Genomic DNA, 17,337 nt, shown 5'->3' on the forward strand with positions numbered 1-17,337 from the left:
TCTTGGCCTGTCCGGCCCGGTGGACATCTACAGCGCACGTGTGGCTTTTGCATAGGACCACCTCTCACGAAAAGTCGTGCATTCCTGGGCTGGGTGAACCGGGCGCGGGAAAGGCCGGCGGCCAGCTTCCGTCGATATTGGCGAGGCCCCAACCTCCGATAGCGGCGGCGTCCACAGCGCCCATTTGCCCAAGTGATCAACGTCTCGTCGCCCCGGCTGGCAGCGCTTGCGTTATAGCCCGTCCGTCTCGGGTATCGCATCGGGGCCGTAAGGCGTGTCATAACGTGAGCCCAGCGGGGGATGCTGGACGGTACATGAGGAGTTACAGCCGCCGGTCAAACGGAGCCTTGCAAATTTCTCGTTTTTGCTGAGCCGAACGCAGAAGTTTCGGTTATGAATCGGGCCTGGCCAGAGGGCCTGCCCACATTGCAATGGTGACAAGGGAAAACGCATATGGCGACTGGAACGGTAAAATGGTTCAACAGCACCAAGGGATTTGGATTTATCCAGCCCGACAATGGCGGTCAGGATGTTTTTGTCCACATTTCCGCCGTTGAACGAGCGGGTCTCTCGACCCTCGCTGATGGCCAGAAGATCAACTACGAAATCGAACAGGACCGCCGCACCGGCAAGTCCTCGGCTGGCAGCCTCAGCAAAGCTGGCTGAATTTTCTCCCGCCTGCTGGCAACAGCGGGTCGACGCGATAGGTCCATGGTGGCCTCGCCGCGTGATAAGGGCGGGCGAGCACAGGCCTCGACCGCACGGCTTGAGCAGCGGACTGATGCAAGCCCAGGCGAAGTCCTGGGGGAGCCAAGCTGATTGAAAGGGAAGGCGGGTAGACCCCGCCTTTTCATATTCCGGACAGATGCAGATTATGCCGATGGCACTGCGCGCCCCCAGAACAAAGCTCGATTGCTGAAATCAAGCTGCGACCTTCTTGCGGGTCCGCTTTGCCGGCTGTGGCGGCGTTTCCGGCTCTTTCGGTTTGCGGCCAAGACCCATCGTCTTAGCCAATGCCGAGCGCGAAGCGGCGTAGTTCGGCGCGACCATCGGATAATCCGCCGACAGACCCCATTTGACGCGATAATTGTCTGGTGTCAGCCCATAGTGGGTCGACAGATGGCGCTTGAGCGATTTGAATTTTTTTCCGTCCTCAAGGCAGATGATGTGGTCCGGTGTCACCGACTTCCTGATCGATACGGCAGGCTTGAGAACCTCCGGTTCTTCCGCCGAAAGACTGGCGCCGGCCGTGCCCTTAAGTGCCGCGTGCACCTGGCCGATCAGGGCAGGAAGTTCACCGACCGGGACCGGATTGTTGGAGACGTATGCTGAGACGACATCGGCGGTGAGCTCGATGAGGACGTCGATGTTGTTGTCGGTTTCTTCTGTCATGAAACTCTCCGGGTGGCTTAAAAGACAGTCGGCGAAGGGTCGCTACATAGTGGCGGTTGCCGCTGAAAGCAATAAAGCCAGGGCAAGACTGTTGCGATGCTCGTCCTGCACTGCGGTCAATAGCGACGCTCCTGCCGTGTTGCGTGTATTGATCCGACTGCGGTTGACGCATCCATGCTGGATGTGATGAGGAAGCGATCTTGAAACGCTCCCAAGCCTGTTCTCGATCTCTTCTATGCTGAAGATCGGACTCGATCATTCGGAGAACTCCGGTCCGGTACGCTCGACAATGGCTACCTCTGCGAGCAGGCCGCCTGTGAAGCAGCAAAATCAAACTCGCCGGTGGAGGCAGTGTTCTTCCGTTACTCTCCAACGATCTGGTCGAGACCGGAAACGATCGCGCCGAGCACCCCGGGCGCCAAGGCGCGTGCTCCGGGGAGGGGTCAGGTGCCCAGCATCAAAGAGCCGGCGGCTGGCGCGTTCAGCTTCGTCCTCGACGAGACTTCGTCCCGAAAAGCAGCGCCGCGACCTTGATGGAAAGGAAAGGGGAGGGAAGATGGCTACCGCTTGTGCTGTTGCAGCATCCGCACCGACCGCGTTTCACAACCGAAAAACCCGCCACTCTTGAGGGCAAGAGCGGCGGGCTTTTTTGCAGAGCTACTCGAACTGAATACGCGTTCCCACTGACATTAGCTGTGGATAATTAAAGCAGCATTAACGTGCAAGATCGGGCCATCTAAATCGATCCGAATGCAAGATGCGGCCCGCTCCGGGCCAGAGCCGCTGTCGCCGTCAAATCCATAACGCGCCAGCTGTCAGTACCCAGCGCTTGACGTTACGTAAGGTCTCGTGTTTTTCGCTGTGCGGGGAACGACTTCCAGTCTCGGTTCCAGGGCGACGAAAATGAGGGGCAGCGATGGTGGCTGGCGAACCAAACGACGTGCGCGTTAAGCGTTGCGGTGGGGGATGGGTCGTTCATATTGTGGAGGACGGCAAACTAACAGTTCATCGGTTTAAGACACAGTGTCCCGCCGAGAATTTCGCCGATGGCCAACGAGAAAGGCTCGGCCTTGCCAGCAGGCCACCAACCAATTGACGAACGCTGATGCCTGCACCGGATTTTGGGGGAGACGTTGGATGGCTGGCGTGCCTTTGGCGCCGGCGGAAAAACACATCAGCCGCAAGGCGATTTGCCAAGCTGCTTATGGCTGATCATCCAGCGGCTAAGATCACGAAAAACCAGGTCGTCGAGGACTTGGCCGTGGCGCTCGAAAAAGCAGCATGAATTTGCAAGCCGCCACCGCAAGTAACCTGAGGCAGAGGTCAAACACGCAAATTCACATTAGGGCCGCGTCGTTGTTAGCGCATCATGGAGACGCCGGACATTGCGCCATCTCACGAAAGCCCGCGGTGCCGAAAGCGCGTCGGGCATCCTCCTTTCGAAGCTGGAGTGTCAGCAGCTCCGTGAGGTTAAGGTCCTCTCTTCAGCGCTGATCGAGCTGCCACGGGTCGGAGAGGCTTTCACATATACGGCGCAAGTCATGCTCCGGAGACCAGGGAAGGAATGGCCAAAGCCTCATTCGCCTCGTCAAGGATGGAGAAACTGTAACGGCCATGCGCGTCAAGATCGACGGAGTAGCTCAGGCGGTCGAGTATGTGGTTGTCCTGGTCGAATGTGACGATCCGCGGCTTCAGCGAGGTGATATGCGCTTCATCCAGGTAGATGGAGTTGCAGACAATGATCTGGTCGTCTGGCTGGCAGGTGCGGGCCGCGGCGCCGTTGAGGATGCAGCAACGTGAGCCACGCTCGCCCAGAATGACATAGGTCGAAATCCGCGCACCGGAATTCTTGTTCCATATCTCCACGAATTCCATGGGCAGGATCCCTGCTGCTTCGCAGTGGTCGGGATCGAGCGTTATCGAGCCGTGGTAGTTGAGGTTCGCTTCGGTGACGTAGATGCCGTGCAGCTTGCCGGCGACGAGTTTCCGCATTGGTTCTGTTGCCCCTATTCATCATCAAAGGTCAATCTTGGAATCCGGACCGCGCCACTAAATTCCGACAACGAGAGCCCCACCGCTGAGACCCGCACCGGCCGCCGCCAGAAGAATTTTCTCACCAGACCGAAACGGCTTCATCTGATGAGCCAACGACAGAGAAAGTGGGATCGTTGCGGCGGAGGAATTGCCGTATTCGGCGATCGTCTTGACGATTGCTTGATCCGCAATGCCGAGGTTTCGCCCGACCGCATCGAAAATGCGCGCGTTGGCCTGGTGCGGCAAGAACCGATCGATGTCCTGCGGCCGCATTCGGGCCACAGCGAGCGCATCCAGCGAGCAGGCTGTCATCATCTCCACAGCCTTGGCAAACACTTCGCGGCCGTCCGTGATCGTCATCCGGGTCTGCCCGAGCTCGAGGTCGCCATGGAACGGGGTGTTGCTTCCGCCTGCGGAAATCTGGATCAGCCCGTAGCGTGAGCCGTCGGAATCCACCGAGGCGCCGAGAATGCCCCTGTCCGGGTCATTGCACGGACCAATCGCCACGGCGCCGGCGGCATCGGCAAACAGCACGGCGCTGGCGCGCTCGGCCGGGTTGATGCGGCGGCTGAGGATGTTGGCGGCAATCACAAGGGCTGGCTTGCCGTGCAGGCGGGTGAATCCGTCGGCGAACATCAGCGCATAGATGAAACCGGCGCAGGCGCCGGTCAGGTCGACCGCGCCCGCACGCCCCAGCCCCAGCCGATGGGCGACCAGCGGCGCACTGGGCGGCAACAGGTGATCGGGGGTTGAGGTGGCAAGCAACAAAAGAGCGATGTCGCTGCGGTCGATGCCGGCATTCGCCAGCGCCATATCGCCGGCGGAGGCCGCAAGGCCCGACAGCGTGTCTTCGTCGGTTGCCCAGAAGCGCGAGCGAATGCCGGTGCGCCGCTCGATCCAGCCGGGCTCTAGCCCGAGACTGTTTTCGATCTCCGGGTTCTCGACCTTGCGTGCTGGCGCATGATGGCCAAACCCGAGAAGGCGCGACGATCTGCTCATGGTTTCGCGCCGAAGCGTTCGCCGGCTTCCTCGATGGCGTCATAGAGCCCGTCGAGCTCGTCTCCGGTGATGCAATAGGGCGGCAGAAGATAAAGGACATTGCCGAGGGGGCGCACCAGCAGGCCGCGCTCGAGGAAGAATGCGCGCAGCTTCGGCCCGATTTCGGCCAAATAACCGGCTGAACCGGTGCGCAGGTCGAGGGCGGCGATTGTGCCGGTCGCCCGGCAGTCGGTGAAATATGGATTGTCGCGAAAGCGCCGAAGCCCGGCGGCCTGTAGCGCCCTCAGGGCCGCGACCCGCTCGGCCACCGGTTCGTCATGCCAGATCTCGACATTGGCGAGTGCTGCCGCACAGGCAATCGGATTGGCGGTGTAGGAACTCGAGTGGAAAAACGTCTTCTTGCGGTCCTGGGAATAATGGGCCTGGAAGATGGCGTCGGTCGCAAGCGTGGCCGCCAGCGGGATCACGCCGCCGGTCAGGCCTTTCGAGGTGCACAGGATGTCCGGAGAGATCGATGCCTGCTCGCAGGCGAACATGGTCCCGGTGCGGCGCCAGCCGGTCATAACCTCATCGGCGATCAGCAGCGTGCCGGAAGCTTCTGCGATCTTCTTCAATTCAGTTAGAACCCAGGCCGGATACATCAACATGCCGCCGGCGCCGAGCACCAGCGGCTCGACGATCAGCGCGGCGGCGCGCCGGTCACGGGAGACTGCCTCGAAACGATCCAGCGTCTCCTGCTCGCGCCCGGCGGCCGGGAAGGGGATGGTGTCCACCTCAAACAGCAAGGGCTCGTAGGCAGCGTTGAACACGCCGCGGGCACCGACGCTCATCGTGCCGATCGTGTCGCCATGATAGCTGTGCTCCATGACGACGATGCGCGAGCGCGGCGCGCCGAGGTTGCGGAAATAGCCGAGCGCCATCTTCAGCGCGACCTCGACCGAGGTCGAGCCGCTGTCGGAATAGAACACCCAGTCGAGACCGGCGGGAGCGAGGCCGACAAGCGCCTTGGCGAGGCGTTCGGCCGGCTCGTGGGTGAAGCCGGCGAAGATGATCTGGTCGAGGCTCGCCGCAGCCGTCTCAATGGCCTTCATGATGTGGGGATGGCGGTGGCCGTGGGTGACGACCCACCAGGAGGAAATGGCATCCAGGATGCGCGTGCCGTCGGCCTTGTGGAGATAGGCGCCTTCCGTCAGCACGATTTCAGGGATGGCGGACTCAAGGGCGTGCTGGGTGAACGGATGCCAGACTCGAGACTGCGCCATCAGTCGCCTCCGGCAATCAGGGCAAGGTCGAAGCCGGCAACCATTGCATCTCTTAGCGTTTCAGCCGTCAGCGGGTCGAGAAGGGGCAGCCTGCCGAGCTGCGGCACGCCGCCGAATTCCAAGATTGTCCGTTGCGTATCGGCTACCTCCTCGCCGATGAAGGCGATGCCGATGAGCGGGATGGAGCGAGCCCGCAGCGCCTCAATCGACAACAGGGTGTGATTGATGGTGCCCAGCGCAGTGCGCGCGCAAAGGATGACCGGCAGCCGCCACTGCGCGAATATGTCGATGAACCTGGTCTGTCGATTGAGCGGCACCATCAGCCCGCCGGCGCCTTCGATGATGAGCGGACCCTGCAAGTCTGGAAGTGAGAGCTTGACCGCCTCGATCGCGACGCCGTCGATTTCGGCTGATCGATGCGGCGAAAGCGGGCTCTTCAAGCGGTAGGTCTCCGGGAGCACGCGCCCCGAGGGCAGGCCGGCAAGCCGCGCAACGACCTCGCTGTCGGTCTCGCCGTCGAGGCCCGATTGCACCGGCTTCCAGTAGAAGCCATTGAGCAGCCCGGCTAGCCCGGCCGAAAACACGGTCTTGCCAATTCCGGTGTCGGTTCCGGTGACGACGATGCGCCTCTTCATACCGTTGCCAACACTTCGGCGAGCGCCTCGACCATGGCGGAAATGTCGGCTTCGTCGACGTTGAGCGTCAGCGAAATGCGCAGGCGCGACGTGCCCTCGGGCACGGTCGGCGGACGAATGCCGCGTATGTCGAAGCCGCGTGCCTGCAGTGCCGCCGCCACAGCCATGGTGCGCCTGACGTCGCCGATGACAAATGGCTGGATCTGCGAGCCGCTGGGTATCACCCCGCAGCGCTCGGCCAATTGACGGCCCGCGAAGGCAACACCTTCATGCAGCTGAACGCAGCGCGTGGGCTCTTCGGACAGTATGGCGAGCGCTTCACGCGACGCTACCGCCATCAGCGGGGATGGCGCGGTGGCGTAGATGAATGGCCGGCAACGGTTGACGAGATAATCGCACAGCGTTCCCGATCCGGTGACCAGTGCGCCGGACGCACCGAGCGCCTTGCCGCAAGTATGGAGCGCAATGATGTTGTCGCGGCCCTCGAATGCGGCGGCCAGCCCCCGGCCGTCCGGTCCCCAGACACCGGTGGCATGCGCTTCGTCGACGACGATGAATGCCTCGTGCCGATCGGCAAGCGCCATCAGGCTCTCCATCGGCGCGCGGTCGCCATCCATGCTGTAGAGGCTTTCGACCGCGATCCAGACGCGCCCCATGCCGCCTTCGGCGCGCCAGCGCGTGATCGCATCCTCGACAGCATTGATGTCGTTGTGCGCGGTCAGCACGAACTGGGCGCGTCCGGCCTGCGCGCCCTCATGCATGCTGGCATGGGCGAGCTCGTCGAGGACCAGCAGGTCGCCCTTCTGCGGCAGGGCGGTCAGCAGAGCGAAGTTGGCGATGTAACCGCTGCCGAAGAACAGCGCGCGTTCAGCTCCGAAAAAAACCGCGGCGTCCGCCTCCAGGGCCTCGTGTTCCGGCGCATTGCCGCGCAGCAGCCGCGACCCGGTGGCGCCAACCGGCGTGCCCCGTGCAATCGCCGCCGCAACTGCATCGCCCAGCCGTTTGGAGGCGGCAAGTCCGAGATAGTCGTTCGACGAGAAGTCGAGACCGGCGCGCGGCGACAGCGTCCGCAACTGGTCCTTGCGCGCCAGCCCCTGCAAGGTCGCGTCATAGCGGGCAAGCGGTGCCCCGTTCATTGCGCCTCGAGTTCCATCGGCTCGATGCCGAGGCGCCGGAACAGCAGAGTATCCTTGTCTTCGCCGGGATTATCCGCCGTCAGCAGCGTGTCGCCGACGAAGATCGAGTTGGCGCCGGCAAAGAAGCACAGCGCCTGCATCTCGTCGGTCATGGCGGTGCGGCCGGCGGAAAGACGCACATGCGATTTCGGCATCATGATGCGCGCCAGCGCGATCACGCGCACGAATTCGATCGGCTCGATGGGCTTGGCTTCGGCAAGCGGGGTGCCGGCGATCGGGATCAGCATGTTGATCGGAACGCTTTGCGGATGCTCCGGCAGATTGGCCAGCGTCACCAGCATGTCGATGCGGTCGATCGCTTCCTCACCCATGCCGACAATGCCGCCACAGCAAACCTTGATGCCGGATTGGCGGACGTGCTCGAGCGTATCGAGCCGGTCGGCAAAGCTGCGCGTGCTGATGACCTCGCCGTAGTAGCGTTCCGACGTATCGATGTTGTGGTTGTAGTAGTCGAGACCTGCCTGCTTCAGTCGCTGCGCCTGGCCGAGATCGAGCATGCCGAGCGTCATGCAGGTCTCCATGCCCAGCGCCTTGACGCCCTCGACCATCGCCACCACCGCATCCATGTCGCGCGCCTTCGGATTTCGCCAGGCAGCGCCCATGCAATATCGGGTGGCGCCCGCATCACGCGCCTTGGTTGCCTCGGCGATGACGCGCCTGACCTCCATCAGCTTCGACGCCTTCAGGCCGGTTTCGTGATGCGCCGACTGGCTGCAATAGCCGCAATCTTCCGGACAGCCGCCCGTCTTGATGCTGAGAAGGCGGCTGAGCTGGACCTTGTTGGGATCGAAATTCTCGCGGTGAACGGTTTGCGCCAGGAAAAGGAGATTGTTGAAGGGTGCGTCGTGAACAGCCCGAGCCTTCTCCAAAGTCCACATGCCGGTGTCAGAGGCTTGAGCCTGTCGCGTTGTCTTCGTCGCATTGGTGCCGTGCATGTCCATCCTGTTCCCATCTCTACGCTGTCGTACAAGTCATGCGGGTTCGAATGTGGATTGCCCATGTGTTTGCTCATGGCTCGTCAGTGCGCTCGATAGTCAAGGCCGATATCGAGGATCGGCGCGCTATGGGTCAGCCAGCCGATGGAGATAAGATCGACACCGGTGGCGGCGATGGCTGGCGCTGACGCGGCGGTGATCCCGCCCGATGCCTCGGTGATGGCTCGACCGGCGACCATCGACACCGCCTGGCGCAATTCGTCAACCGACATGTTGTCGAGCAGGACAGCGTCGGGGGCGAGCGCCAGGGCCTCTTCCAACTGGGCCAGTGTATCGACTTCGACTTCGATCTTGACGAGATGGCCGACACTCGCTTTCGCCCGCTCGATTGCGCAGCCAATGCCGCCGGCGATGGCGATGTGGTTGTCCTTGATCAAGATGGCGTCGTCGAGGCCGAAGCGGTGATTGGCGCCACCGCCAGCACGCACGGCGTATTTTTCGACAGCCCGCAAGCCGGGTGTCGTCTTGCGGGTGCAGGTGATCTTCACAGGGTGTTCGCGAACGGCTGCAACAATCGACGCGGTTGCGGTGGCAATCCCACTCAGATGGCATAAGAAATTCAGCGCCGTACGTTCAGCGGTGAGAATGGCCCGGGTCGGGCCACTTACCGATGCGATGACCTCCCCTTGCGCAACCTTGCTTCCGTCCGCCCGGTTCACATCTATCTTGATATTTTGGTCGATCAGCCTGAAAGCGAGCGTCACCAGATCAAGCCCCGCGACAATCCCGCACTGGCGCGCCGCAAGCACGGTCGTCGCATGGTGGGATTTGGCCACGATGGCGTCAGTAGTCATATCTCCGGCCCTGCCGAGGTCTTCGAGGAGGGCTACCCTTACAAGCGGCTCGAGCATGACGGCGGGAAGCGGCCTGAGGATCATCACGTGGCTCCTTCCAGCGCTGGGGAGTTTGCCAGTTCCCGCGCTAGGCCTAAAGCCGCTTCGAGTGTGATTTCAGACCGTCTGGCCTCGGGTGCATAATGGGGAAAATCCGTCCGATAGTGGGCGCCTCGGCTTTCCCGGCGCTGCAAGGCGGCAATCGCGATCATCAGCCCGACAGCCGCAGGATCCGCTGCCGAGTGCCTGCTTTCGGCGATCGGCAGCAAGGCCCGTATAGCGGCTTCCAAAGCTTCACCATCTCGGACGATGCCGAGTGCGCGCGACACGTAGGGACGCGCGAGTATTGGATCGGGCGATGGGTAATCGCCCCCAAACGCAGGCCTTGTTCTGCGCGCAGGGGTTCCGGCCACGCTTTCAGCAACCCAGCGCGCGCACACGACCGCCTCGGTCAGGGAATTGCTGGCGAGCCTGTTGGCGCCGTGCAGTCCGGTCGAGGCGACTTCGCCGCAGGCCCAGAGCCCCTTGACGGAGCTGCGACCGGACCCGTCAACGGCCACTCCACCCATGTGGTAGTGTTGAGCGGGGCGGATGGGAATAAGGTCGCGCGCCGGATTGATGCCGGCTCCACGGCAGGCGGACGTGATCGTCGGGAACTGGCGCGCGAATTCCGGGCCAGGCCGTTGCCGCGCGTCGAGAAAGACACGGTGGCCGTTCGCAAGGTGGTTCCACACGGCGCGCGCCAGGACATCGCGGGCGGCAAGTTCTGCCCCTTGCACGCCCTCGAGAAAGGGGCGGCCGGTTTCGTCGATGAGGGCGGCACCTTCGCCGCGGACAGCCTCGCTGATCAGCGTCATCGGGCGCTCCGACCCGTCAAGCGCAGTCGGGTGGAACTGGATGAACTCGAGGTCGGAAAGGACGGCTCCCGCGCGGGCCGCAAGCGCCAGGCCCTGTCCGCAACTCCCAGGTGGATTGGTCGTATCGAGAAATAGCCCGCCGATCCCACCAGTGGCGAGAACGACGCGCCGTGAGGCGAAGAAGACGGATCCCAGCGAACAGCTCGCCCAGACACCCCGGATCGCATTGTCCCTCACCGCCAGCCGGCGCGCTTCTACGCCCTCCACGACAACGATCGACGGAGTGGAACGCACGGCCGCGATCAGGACACGCATGATCTCACGCCCGCTGCCATCGCCATGCGCATGAACGATGCGACGCCGGCTGTGTGCGGCCTCCAATCCGAGGCGCAGCGACCCTGTCGACATACGGTCGAATGGGACCCCGAGGCTCGCGAGGCCTTCGATCGCACTGGGCGCGGCCCGGAGGATGCGTTTTGCCATGCGTCTGTCGCAGAGCCCGTCGCCGGCGGCAAGCGTGTCAGCCAGGTGCTGCGCCGCATCATCGTCATGACCGAGGCTCGCGGCCAGACCGCCCTGTGCCCAGGTGCTCGACGTGTCAGCTCCCAGCAGCGTCCTGGTCAGAACAAGCACTGGCTCAGGCGCCAGATGAAGCGCGGTCATCAGCCCGGCGATGCCGCCGCCGATGATAATTGGCCGCCCGAAGAAGCTGCGGACATCGGCGCTCAAAGTGCGAGCATCCGTTCGACCGCAAGCCGCGCGCGCCCGGCGATAGCGGGCTCGATGGTCACGATATGGCGGTTCTGCTCGAGCGCAGCTCGAATGTTGGCGAGCGTTATGCGCTTCATGTGCGGGCACAAATTGCAGGGGCGGATGAACTCGATCTCGGGATGCTGAAGCGCGACATTGTCGCTCATCGAGCATTCCGTCATCAACACGACGCGTGGCGGCTTTTGCCTCTCGACATAGTCGGACATGGCAGCGGTCGACCCGGAAAAGTCGGCCGCGGCAACCACTTCCGGCGGGCATTCGGGGTGAGCAAGCACTACGATGCCGGGATGTGCTTGACGCAATTCGCGAATGTCGGAGGCAGCGAAGCGCTCATGCACCTCACAATGACCTTTCCAAGCCAGGATCTCGACATTCGTCTCGGCGGCGACATTCTTGGCCAGGTATTCGTCCGGCAGCATGATGACGCGCGGCACGCCAAGCGATTCCACCACCGCACGCGCATTACCAGAGGTGCAGCAGATATCGGACTCGGCCTTCACGGCAGCAGATGTGTTGACATAGGTGACGATCGGCACGTTCGGGATGCGCTGACGCATCAGGCGCACGTCCTCGGCGGTAATGGACTCCGCCAGCGAACAGCCTGCGTTCAGGTCCGGGATGAGGACCGTCTTCTCGGGGTTGAGCAGCTTCGCTGTTTCGGCCATGAAATACACGCCGGCGAGCACAATGACGTCCGCTTCAGTCGACCTCGCCTTGCGGGCAAGTGCCAGGCTGTCCCCGACGATGTCGGCGACGCAATGGAAGATCTCCGGCGTCTGGTAGTTATGTGCCAGGATGACGGCATTGCGCTCCCGCTTCAGCGCCAGAATGGCATCGATGTCGTCTAGGAAGGTCGACCATTCGATCGCGGGAATAACGCGCCGAACGCGGTCGTACAGGGAAGCGGCCGAAGGCAGGATGGCGCTCATCGAGCCTCCAGTTATAGTCGATATGATTATAATGGCTTTATAATCGTTATGACTATAAGGATGTCAAGCCCGCGTGAGCGGCAATTTTGTCCCGGCTACAGACCTCTCGTCGACAACATCGTGGCGGAAGCGGTAGAGCTGCGCCGGCCGGCCGCCGGTTTCGGAGGTCGTCTCCCCGGTCTTCTCAACCAGCTCCTGTTGCTCGATGAGCCGGCGGAAGTTCGGCTTGTTGATGATCCTGCCGGAAAGCGCCTCCACGGTTCGCTGAAGCTGCAAGAGCGTGAAGAGCGGCGGCATCAGTTCGAACACGACTGGCCGGTATTTGATCTTGGAGCGCAGCCGCGTCATGGCCGTTGCCATGATGCGGCGGTGATCGGCGATCATCGACCTGCCCGTCAATGGCGTGGGCGCGGCTGAATATCCGTTACGTATCGCTTCCTCCACCAGGGCGGCCTCGAAGAGCAGCTCATAGCGCTGGAGTACGTGCTCTTCATTCCATGATCGGTCGTCAAAGCCGAAAGCGACCGCGGCGCGGCGCCGGCGATCGAACCGCGTAGCAGGGTCGTCAGCGCCATCCGCCCATTCCCTCAGGCGCGGCCGCAGATATTTCGCCACTACCGTGGGGGTGCCGGAGCGATGATCCTCCCATGGAAAATAGTCGTACCAGCTTGCCCAGCAGCGCCTGGCCGAGGCGCGTGCCTCTTCGTCTCGCGTGAGCGCGAGGTAGCTGATTGAGATTACACGCTCCTCGGCGCCGATCCGGTCGCGATCGGCGAAGGTGTAGAGCTGTTCGATGTAGCCGAGCGGCTGCCCGGTCTGTTGCTCGACCCATCCCCTGAGGCCAGACTGAAGCGAACGGTGAGCCAGCTCGAACGGGCCCGACGGCAGTGCGTTTGCCTGCGTTATGGTGAGTACACAAGGGTGGCTGTTGTTCACGGCAACGACGACGGCGATCAGGTCCGCCTTGACGACGTCGTTCGCCCTGCCTCCAACTGCACCTTTCCTGTTTCCCTTCTTCGCCTGGTGGACCATGATCCCTGAACTGGTTCGCAGAACTCTGCTTCTTTAGCAGCTGAACCGATTTAATCTTTAGCAGCTGAACCGATTTAATCGGTTTTCGATGATAACTGTCAGCGCGTCAACACTGCGCGCATCGCGATTTTAACTCTTCGCACCTGCACAAAAATGTGCCAAACGCGACATCCACGGTTGGTAACGTTGGGGAAGGAGTCCTCGTTGAGTGCGGTTGCTAACACCAAGGCGTTCACGCCGTCCGATATTCGTTCGCGAAAGGATGGAACGCCGCTCGTCTATCTTACCGCCTACACGACCCCAGTTGCCCGGCTAGTGGATTCCCATTGCGATGTGGTGCTGGTCGGCGACAGCGTCGGCATGGTTCTCCACGGCCTGCCGACCACATTGGGGGTTACGCTTGACATGATGATCATGCACGGTATGGCGGTGCGCCGTGGCCTGGAGCGGGCGCTGATGGTCGTAGACATGCCGTTCGGCTCCTACGAGGAAAGCCCCGAGCAGGCTTTCCGCAGTGCCGCACGCGTCATGGCCGAAACTGGCTGCGCGGCGGTCAAGCTTGAAGGCGGCGAGGCAATGGCCGAGACGATCCGCTTTCTTACTGGGCGCGGCGTTCCGATCATGGGCCATGTCGGCTTGATGCCGCAGGCGGTCAATACTTTCGGCGGCTATCGCGTGCAGGGCAGGGGCGAGGATGGCGATCGCATCAGGGGCGATGCCCTCGCGGTGGCCGAGGCCGGTGCCTTCGCCGTGGTGCTGGAGAAGGTCCCCGAGGCGCTCGCCCGCCGGATCACCGGAGAGCTAGCGATCCCGACGATCGGCATCGGTGCGTCGGCGGCCTGTGACGGGCAAATTCTCGTCGTTGACGACATGTTGGGCATCTTTAGCGACTTCCGGCCCAAATTCGTCAAGCGCTATGCCGAACTCGGCGGGATCGCGGAGGCGGCGATTGCTGCCTATGCGCAGGAGGTGCGCGACCGCCGCTTTCCAGCAGACGAGCATCTATTCGGCGATGCGCCAAGGACGGTCAATGGTGGAGAATCAACATGAGCGTTCCGATCGCACGAACAGTCGCCGAGTTGCGCACGGCTGTCACGGCATGGCGTCAGAATGGCCTCAAGATCGGTGTCGTGCCGACCATGGGTGCCTTGCATGAAGGCCATCTGAGCCTGGTGCGTGCCGCACTCGCTGAGGCTGACCGGGTTATCGTTACGCTGTTCGTCAACCCGAAACAGTTCAACAGCGCGGCCGATCTCGCGGCCTATCCGCGCACTGAACATGACGATGCCGTGAAGCTCGCGCCGCTCGGCGCTCATCTGCTCTACGCGCCGAATGCGGCGGACGTGTATCCGGAAGGGTTCGCCACCACGGTATCGGTGAGTGGGGTGAGCAAGGGCCTGTGCGGCGCGTCCCGTCCGGGCCATTTCGACGGGGTGGCAACCGTCGTCACTAAGCTCTTCCTCCAGACGCGCGCTGATCTCGCCTTCTTCGGCGAGAAGGATTTCCAGCAACTGCACGTCGTTCGCCGGCTCGTGCGCGATCTCGACATCCCGATCGAGATCATCGCCTGTCCGACGGTGCGTGAAGCCGACGGCCTGGCGATGTCGTCGCGCAATGTCAGGCTCTCGGCCGAACAGCGCCTGGCAGCGCCTAAGCTCCCCGAAGTCCTGTCCGCCTCGGCCGCGCGGCTGTCGGCGAGGGCGCCAGTAGAGCTTGTACTTGCCGAGGCCAGGCAAGCGATCCTCGCCGCCGGTTACGACGAAGTCGAGTATCTCGAACTGAGGGCTGACGACGACCTGTCACCGCTCACGGCCGCAGAGCGGCCTGCACGCCTGATTGCCGCTGCCTGGCTCGGCGGTACGCGGCTTATCGATAACGTCGGCGTTCTGCCCGGGCAGAACAAAGGCGAACTGCTCGCCGCAGCCAATGCCGCATGATTGAGCAGCCGCAAGACTTGGACAAACGTGCGTGGTCAAAATGACCCAGACAAATAGCTGTGGCAGGGAGTGGATATGGTATTTCGATTGAAGGAGCGCCTCGGCAGGAAGTTTGAAGAAGAAGTGCAATTCTTCAAGGGCTGGCAGAAGGACAAGAAGCGAGTGGGCGCGCTGATGCCAACGTCCGTTCATGCCGCGCGTCGTATGGCAAGCGTCATTAACCCGGCCTCGGGAATGCCGGTGCTTGAACTTGGCGCGGGAACTGGCGTCATCACCAAGGCAATCCTGGAAAGAGGCATCAAGCCGCATCAGCTGGTTTCGGTTGAATATTCCAAGGATTTCTATCAGCGCCTGACGCGCGCCTTTCCAGGCGTGGATTTTCGATTGGGCGATGCGTTCGCGCTGGGAGAAGTGCTTGCCGAGCGAAGCGGGGAGCAATTCGACTGTGTCATAAGTGCCGTGCCGCTGTTGAGCTTTCCGATGGAACAGCGTGTTGGCCTGCTTGAGGATTTGCTGGCCCGCATTCCTCGCGGGAGGCCTGTGATTCAGATTACCTACGGACCTTTGTCCCCAGTGATCAAAATGCCCGACCGCTACGTCGTGTCTCACTATGATTTCATCGTGCGCAATATCCCACCCGCACAGCTGTGGACTTATCGACGAGCAGTCTGACGGCGCACCACGCGCGCAAGATGGCGGGCAGTTCGCAAAATCGTACTGAAGCACGGACGGTGGTCGCGGCAAAATTCGCAGTTAACATCTATCTGTCGAACCGAGACTTAGAGCAAGCATTACTGCTAAAGAACTAATCTATTGCCTCTCGACGACCTTCGATAAGACTTGCCAAGGAGAAATGAATACTTTAAAATATCGATGAATATTCAATTTGACTGCTGAAAGTCGCGTAATCTATCTTATGGAACTTTTTAAGCCATTGAAATAACTATTCTATTTGATGCATCCTATAGCAACCGAACATCCAGATCGAAGGTCTCGATCCGTTCGATGTGGATCGTAGCAGCCGTTGAATGCCGGTGATTGATGATCACATTCTGGTCGGGACTGTCCGCAATCGGAACGATCGCGGAGGGAATGAACAGAATCGCCGCCTGATTGCTCGCGAGCCATTCATCTCCGATCCGCTGCGTTTCCGCCTCCCGCCGACGCCAGTCCTCGGGAAGATCCGCGAGAGTGCGGCGTTCAATGGGCATCTCATCGGATACCTCATAAGTCACCATCGCGAGCGCCGGCAGCAGCTCCGGGTCCTCAACATGTACGAGCTTTTCGAGAACGCAGAGTGATGGCGACGTCGCGGCATAAGTCACAGGGCGGCCTACCGTGTTCCACCTGCCATCGAAGCGCAGGCCGTAGCCGCCATCGAAAGCCTCCGCGAACTGCAGGCTCGAAAGTCGCCAAAGCCGCATCAGGCGGCTGCACCCCAAGCGATCTTGCCGAGGATCGTTTCGATGACGCGCGCGCCGGCCTCGGTCTGGGCCACAGTCAGCGGCGTCTCACGGCCCAACTCAGCCAGTTCCTTACGGAGCCAGCGGTTAGCCTTGCCGGCATTGCCAAACGTTTCTTCCGCTAGCGACTGGATGCGGACGAGCCGCACGGCCCGGTCGGACTCGTCGATCGTCAGCGGCTGGTTCTTCTCGGCGCGGTGTCTGCGCGTCCGCTGCGGAATGACAAAACGCTCGATCTCCTGCTCACTCATGCCGGCGAGCGAGAGCCCCTTGAGCGTGGCGAGTGGAAGCCGGCGCCGCACGACCATCGCAAGATCGGCCTGCGAGTGAACATCCGCCCCCAGCACGGTGGCGCCGCCCAACTTGCGGGCGACTTCTTCAATCATTGCGGTAGACGTGGCCATGTTCTCACTCCGGCAACCTGCCCCACAATTTAGGGCATCTTGCCGAAATTGCAATGCCGCCGCTCCGCATCACAGGACAATCCGATTAGCCGATAATCCAGACAACCATGGCCCGCTCCGCTGGTGCCATGGCCAGACAGCCGCCATAAGGCCATCGGTCGAATAGGCAAAGCGGTAGATTGTTTCGTGGCAGACGCCGACACCGCTGCCTTCATAAGGCAATCGACTGGGATTTCCGTAGCGGCTACTTCGGCTAGTTTCCCGTGCTGGCTCCGTATTGTAGTCCTTACGCCATTCCTCCATTTTCAAGCGGGCGTCGTCAAGTGTCAGGAACCAGTGGGCGTTGAGGCATTCGCCGCGGAACTTGCCGTTAAAGGACTCGATGAAGGCGTTTTGCGCTCACGGCCAATGCGGCGGCGGTCCTCTTCCTCGGCCGTCGGCGCCTTGACCATCGCACACACCCGCGGCTCGCCACGCTTGTACGCCAACAGGGCGCGGACTAGAGCCTTTCACGTTTTGACGGAAGCATAGCCTGCGTTTTGGAAGTAGTTCTTGCATTCGGCTGCCTCGATGGTTTCGACGAGGTGGCCGATGTGGC

17 protein-coding genes and 2 pseudogenes are annotated in these 17,337 nt (G+C 61.8%); 4 read left to right on the plus strand and 15 right to left on the minus strand.

Annotation, left to right across the window (positions count from 1 at the left end; translation table 11 throughout):
• The first annotated feature begins 453 nt into the window (after positions 1-453).
• The gene (locus ASD12_RS20885) at positions 454-666 is read left to right on the plus strand and encodes a cold-shock protein (protein ID WP_023749661.1); all 213 of its coding nucleotides are present in this window, start codon (positions 454-456) and stop codon (positions 664-666) included.
• Between the two features lie 255 nt (positions 667-921).
• On the opposite strand, the gene ASD12_RS20890 is transcribed toward ASD12_RS20885, so the two are convergent.
• From ASD12_RS20890 to ASD12_RS20940, 11 genes are all read right to left on the minus strand, one after another.
• The gene (locus ASD12_RS20890) at positions 922-1,392 is read right to left on the minus strand and encodes a MucR family transcriptional regulator (protein ID WP_056590419.1); all 471 of its coding nucleotides are present in this window, start codon (positions 1,390-1,392) and stop codon (positions 922-924) included.
• Between the two features lie 1,539 nt (positions 1,393-2,931).
• The gene (panD, locus tag ASD12_RS20895) at positions 2,932-3,384 is read right to left on the minus strand and encodes an aspartate 1-decarboxylase (RefSeq protein WP_056590422.1); all 453 of its coding nucleotides are present in this window, start codon (positions 3,382-3,384) and stop codon (positions 2,932-2,934) included.
• Between the two features lie 57 nt (positions 3,385-3,441).
• Positions 3,442-4,425 (minus strand): beta-ketoacyl-ACP synthase III, encoded by a 984-nt coding sequence (locus tag ASD12_RS20900; RefSeq protein ID WP_056590425.1) that lies wholly within the window; start codon positions 4,423-4,425, stop codon positions 3,442-3,444.
• Positions 4,422-5,687, minus strand: a complete 1,266-nt coding sequence (locus ASD12_RS20905) for an adenosylmethionine--8-amino-7-oxononanoate transaminase (RefSeq protein WP_056590428.1) — start codon at positions 5,685-5,687, stop codon at positions 4,422-4,424. The genes ASD12_RS20900 and ASD12_RS20905 overlap by 4 nt, the downstream gene beginning before the upstream one ends.
• On the minus strand, positions 5,687-6,322 hold the full coding sequence (bioD, locus tag ASD12_RS20910; RefSeq protein WP_056590431.1) for a dethiobiotin synthase: 636 nt from the start codon (positions 6,320-6,322) through the stop codon (positions 5,687-5,689). The genes ASD12_RS20905 and bioD overlap by 1 nt, the downstream gene beginning before the upstream one ends.
• Entirely contained in the window at positions 6,319-7,458 is a 1,140-nt protein-coding gene (locus ASD12_RS20915) for an 8-amino-7-oxononanoate synthase (protein WP_056590434.1), read from the minus strand. The genes bioD and ASD12_RS20915 overlap by 4 nt, the downstream gene beginning before the upstream one ends.
• The gene (gene bioB, locus ASD12_RS20920) at positions 7,455-8,396 is read right to left on the minus strand and encodes a biotin synthase BioB (protein WP_244482922.1); all 942 of its coding nucleotides are present in this window, start codon (positions 8,394-8,396) and stop codon (positions 7,455-7,457) included. The genes ASD12_RS20915 and bioB overlap by 4 nt, the downstream gene beginning before the upstream one ends.
• Positions 8,397-8,536: 140 nt before the next feature.
• Positions 8,537-9,391: a carboxylating nicotinate-nucleotide diphosphorylase gene (gene nadC / locus ASD12_RS20925; RefSeq protein ID WP_056590437.1), complete on the minus strand. Its 855-nt coding sequence runs from the start codon at positions 9,389-9,391 to the stop codon at positions 8,537-8,539.
• Positions 9,391-10,932, minus strand: a complete 1,542-nt coding sequence (locus tag ASD12_RS20930; RefSeq protein WP_056590440.1) for an L-aspartate oxidase — start codon at positions 10,930-10,932, stop codon at positions 9,391-9,393. The genes nadC and ASD12_RS20930 overlap by 1 nt, the downstream gene beginning before the upstream one ends.
• Positions 10,929-11,903 (minus strand): quinolinate synthase NadA, encoded by a 975-nt coding sequence (gene nadA, locus ASD12_RS20935; RefSeq protein ID WP_056590443.1) that lies wholly within the window; start codon positions 11,901-11,903, stop codon positions 10,929-10,931. The genes ASD12_RS20930 and nadA overlap by 4 nt, the downstream gene beginning before the upstream one ends.
• Before the next feature lie 63 nt (positions 11,904-11,966).
• Positions 11,967-12,935, minus strand: a complete 969-nt coding sequence (locus tag ASD12_RS20940; RefSeq protein WP_056590446.1) for a hypothetical protein — start codon at positions 12,933-12,935, stop codon at positions 11,967-11,969.
• A 204-nt stretch (positions 12,936-13,139) separates the two neighbouring features.
• Here ASD12_RS20940 and panB point away from each other — a divergent pair, with 204 nt between their 5' ends.
• The 3 genes from panB (at position 13,140) to pmtA (ending at position 15,544) form a co-directional block, all read left to right on the plus strand.
• The gene (gene panB, locus ASD12_RS20945; protein WP_056590449.1) at positions 13,140-13,985 is read left to right on the plus strand and encodes a 3-methyl-2-oxobutanoate hydroxymethyltransferase; all 846 of its coding nucleotides are present in this window, start codon (positions 13,140-13,142) and stop codon (positions 13,983-13,985) included.
• A complete protein-coding gene (gene panC, locus ASD12_RS20950) occupies positions 13,982-14,872 on the plus strand; it encodes a pantoate--beta-alanine ligase (protein WP_056590452.1) in 891 nt (296 codons plus the stop codon). Before panB ends, panC begins: the two co-directional genes overlap by 4 nt.
• 75 nt (positions 14,873-14,947) lie before the next feature.
• The gene (gene pmtA / locus ASD12_RS20955) at positions 14,948-15,544 is read left to right on the plus strand and encodes a phospholipid N-methyltransferase PmtA (protein WP_056590455.1); all 597 of its coding nucleotides are present in this window, start codon (positions 14,948-14,950) and stop codon (positions 15,542-15,544) included.
• Positions 15,545-15,834: 290 nt separating this feature from the next.
• On the opposite strand, the gene ASD12_RS20960 is transcribed toward pmtA, so the two are convergent.
• The 4 genes and pseudogenes from ASD12_RS20960 to ASD12_RS34250 form a co-directional block, all read right to left on the minus strand.
• A complete protein-coding gene (locus tag ASD12_RS20960; protein ID WP_056590458.1) occupies positions 15,835-16,296 on the minus strand; it encodes an RES family NAD+ phosphorylase in 462 nt (153 codons plus the stop codon).
• Positions 16,296-16,739: an antitoxin Xre/MbcA/ParS toxin-binding domain-containing protein gene (locus ASD12_RS20965; RefSeq protein WP_056590461.1), complete on the minus strand. Its 444-nt coding sequence runs from the start codon at positions 16,737-16,739 to the stop codon at positions 16,296-16,298. Before ASD12_RS20965 ends, ASD12_RS20960 begins: the two co-directional genes overlap by 1 nt.
• Positions 16,740-17,015: 276 nt before the next feature.
• Positions 17,016-17,132, minus strand: a pseudogene (locus tag ASD12_RS33340) (transposase); the annotation flags it as partial.
• Positions 17,132-17,245: pseudogene (locus ASD12_RS34250) on the minus strand (IS110 family transposase); the annotation flags it as partial. The pseudogenes ASD12_RS34250 and ASD12_RS33340, both read right to left, overlap by 1 nt.
• Positions 17,246-17,337 lie beyond the last annotated feature (92 nt).

Source organism: Mesorhizobium sp. Root102 (assembly GCF_001425625.1).
Classification (GTDB): Bacteria; Pseudomonadota; Alphaproteobacteria; order Rhizobiales; family Rhizobiaceae; genus Mesorhizobium.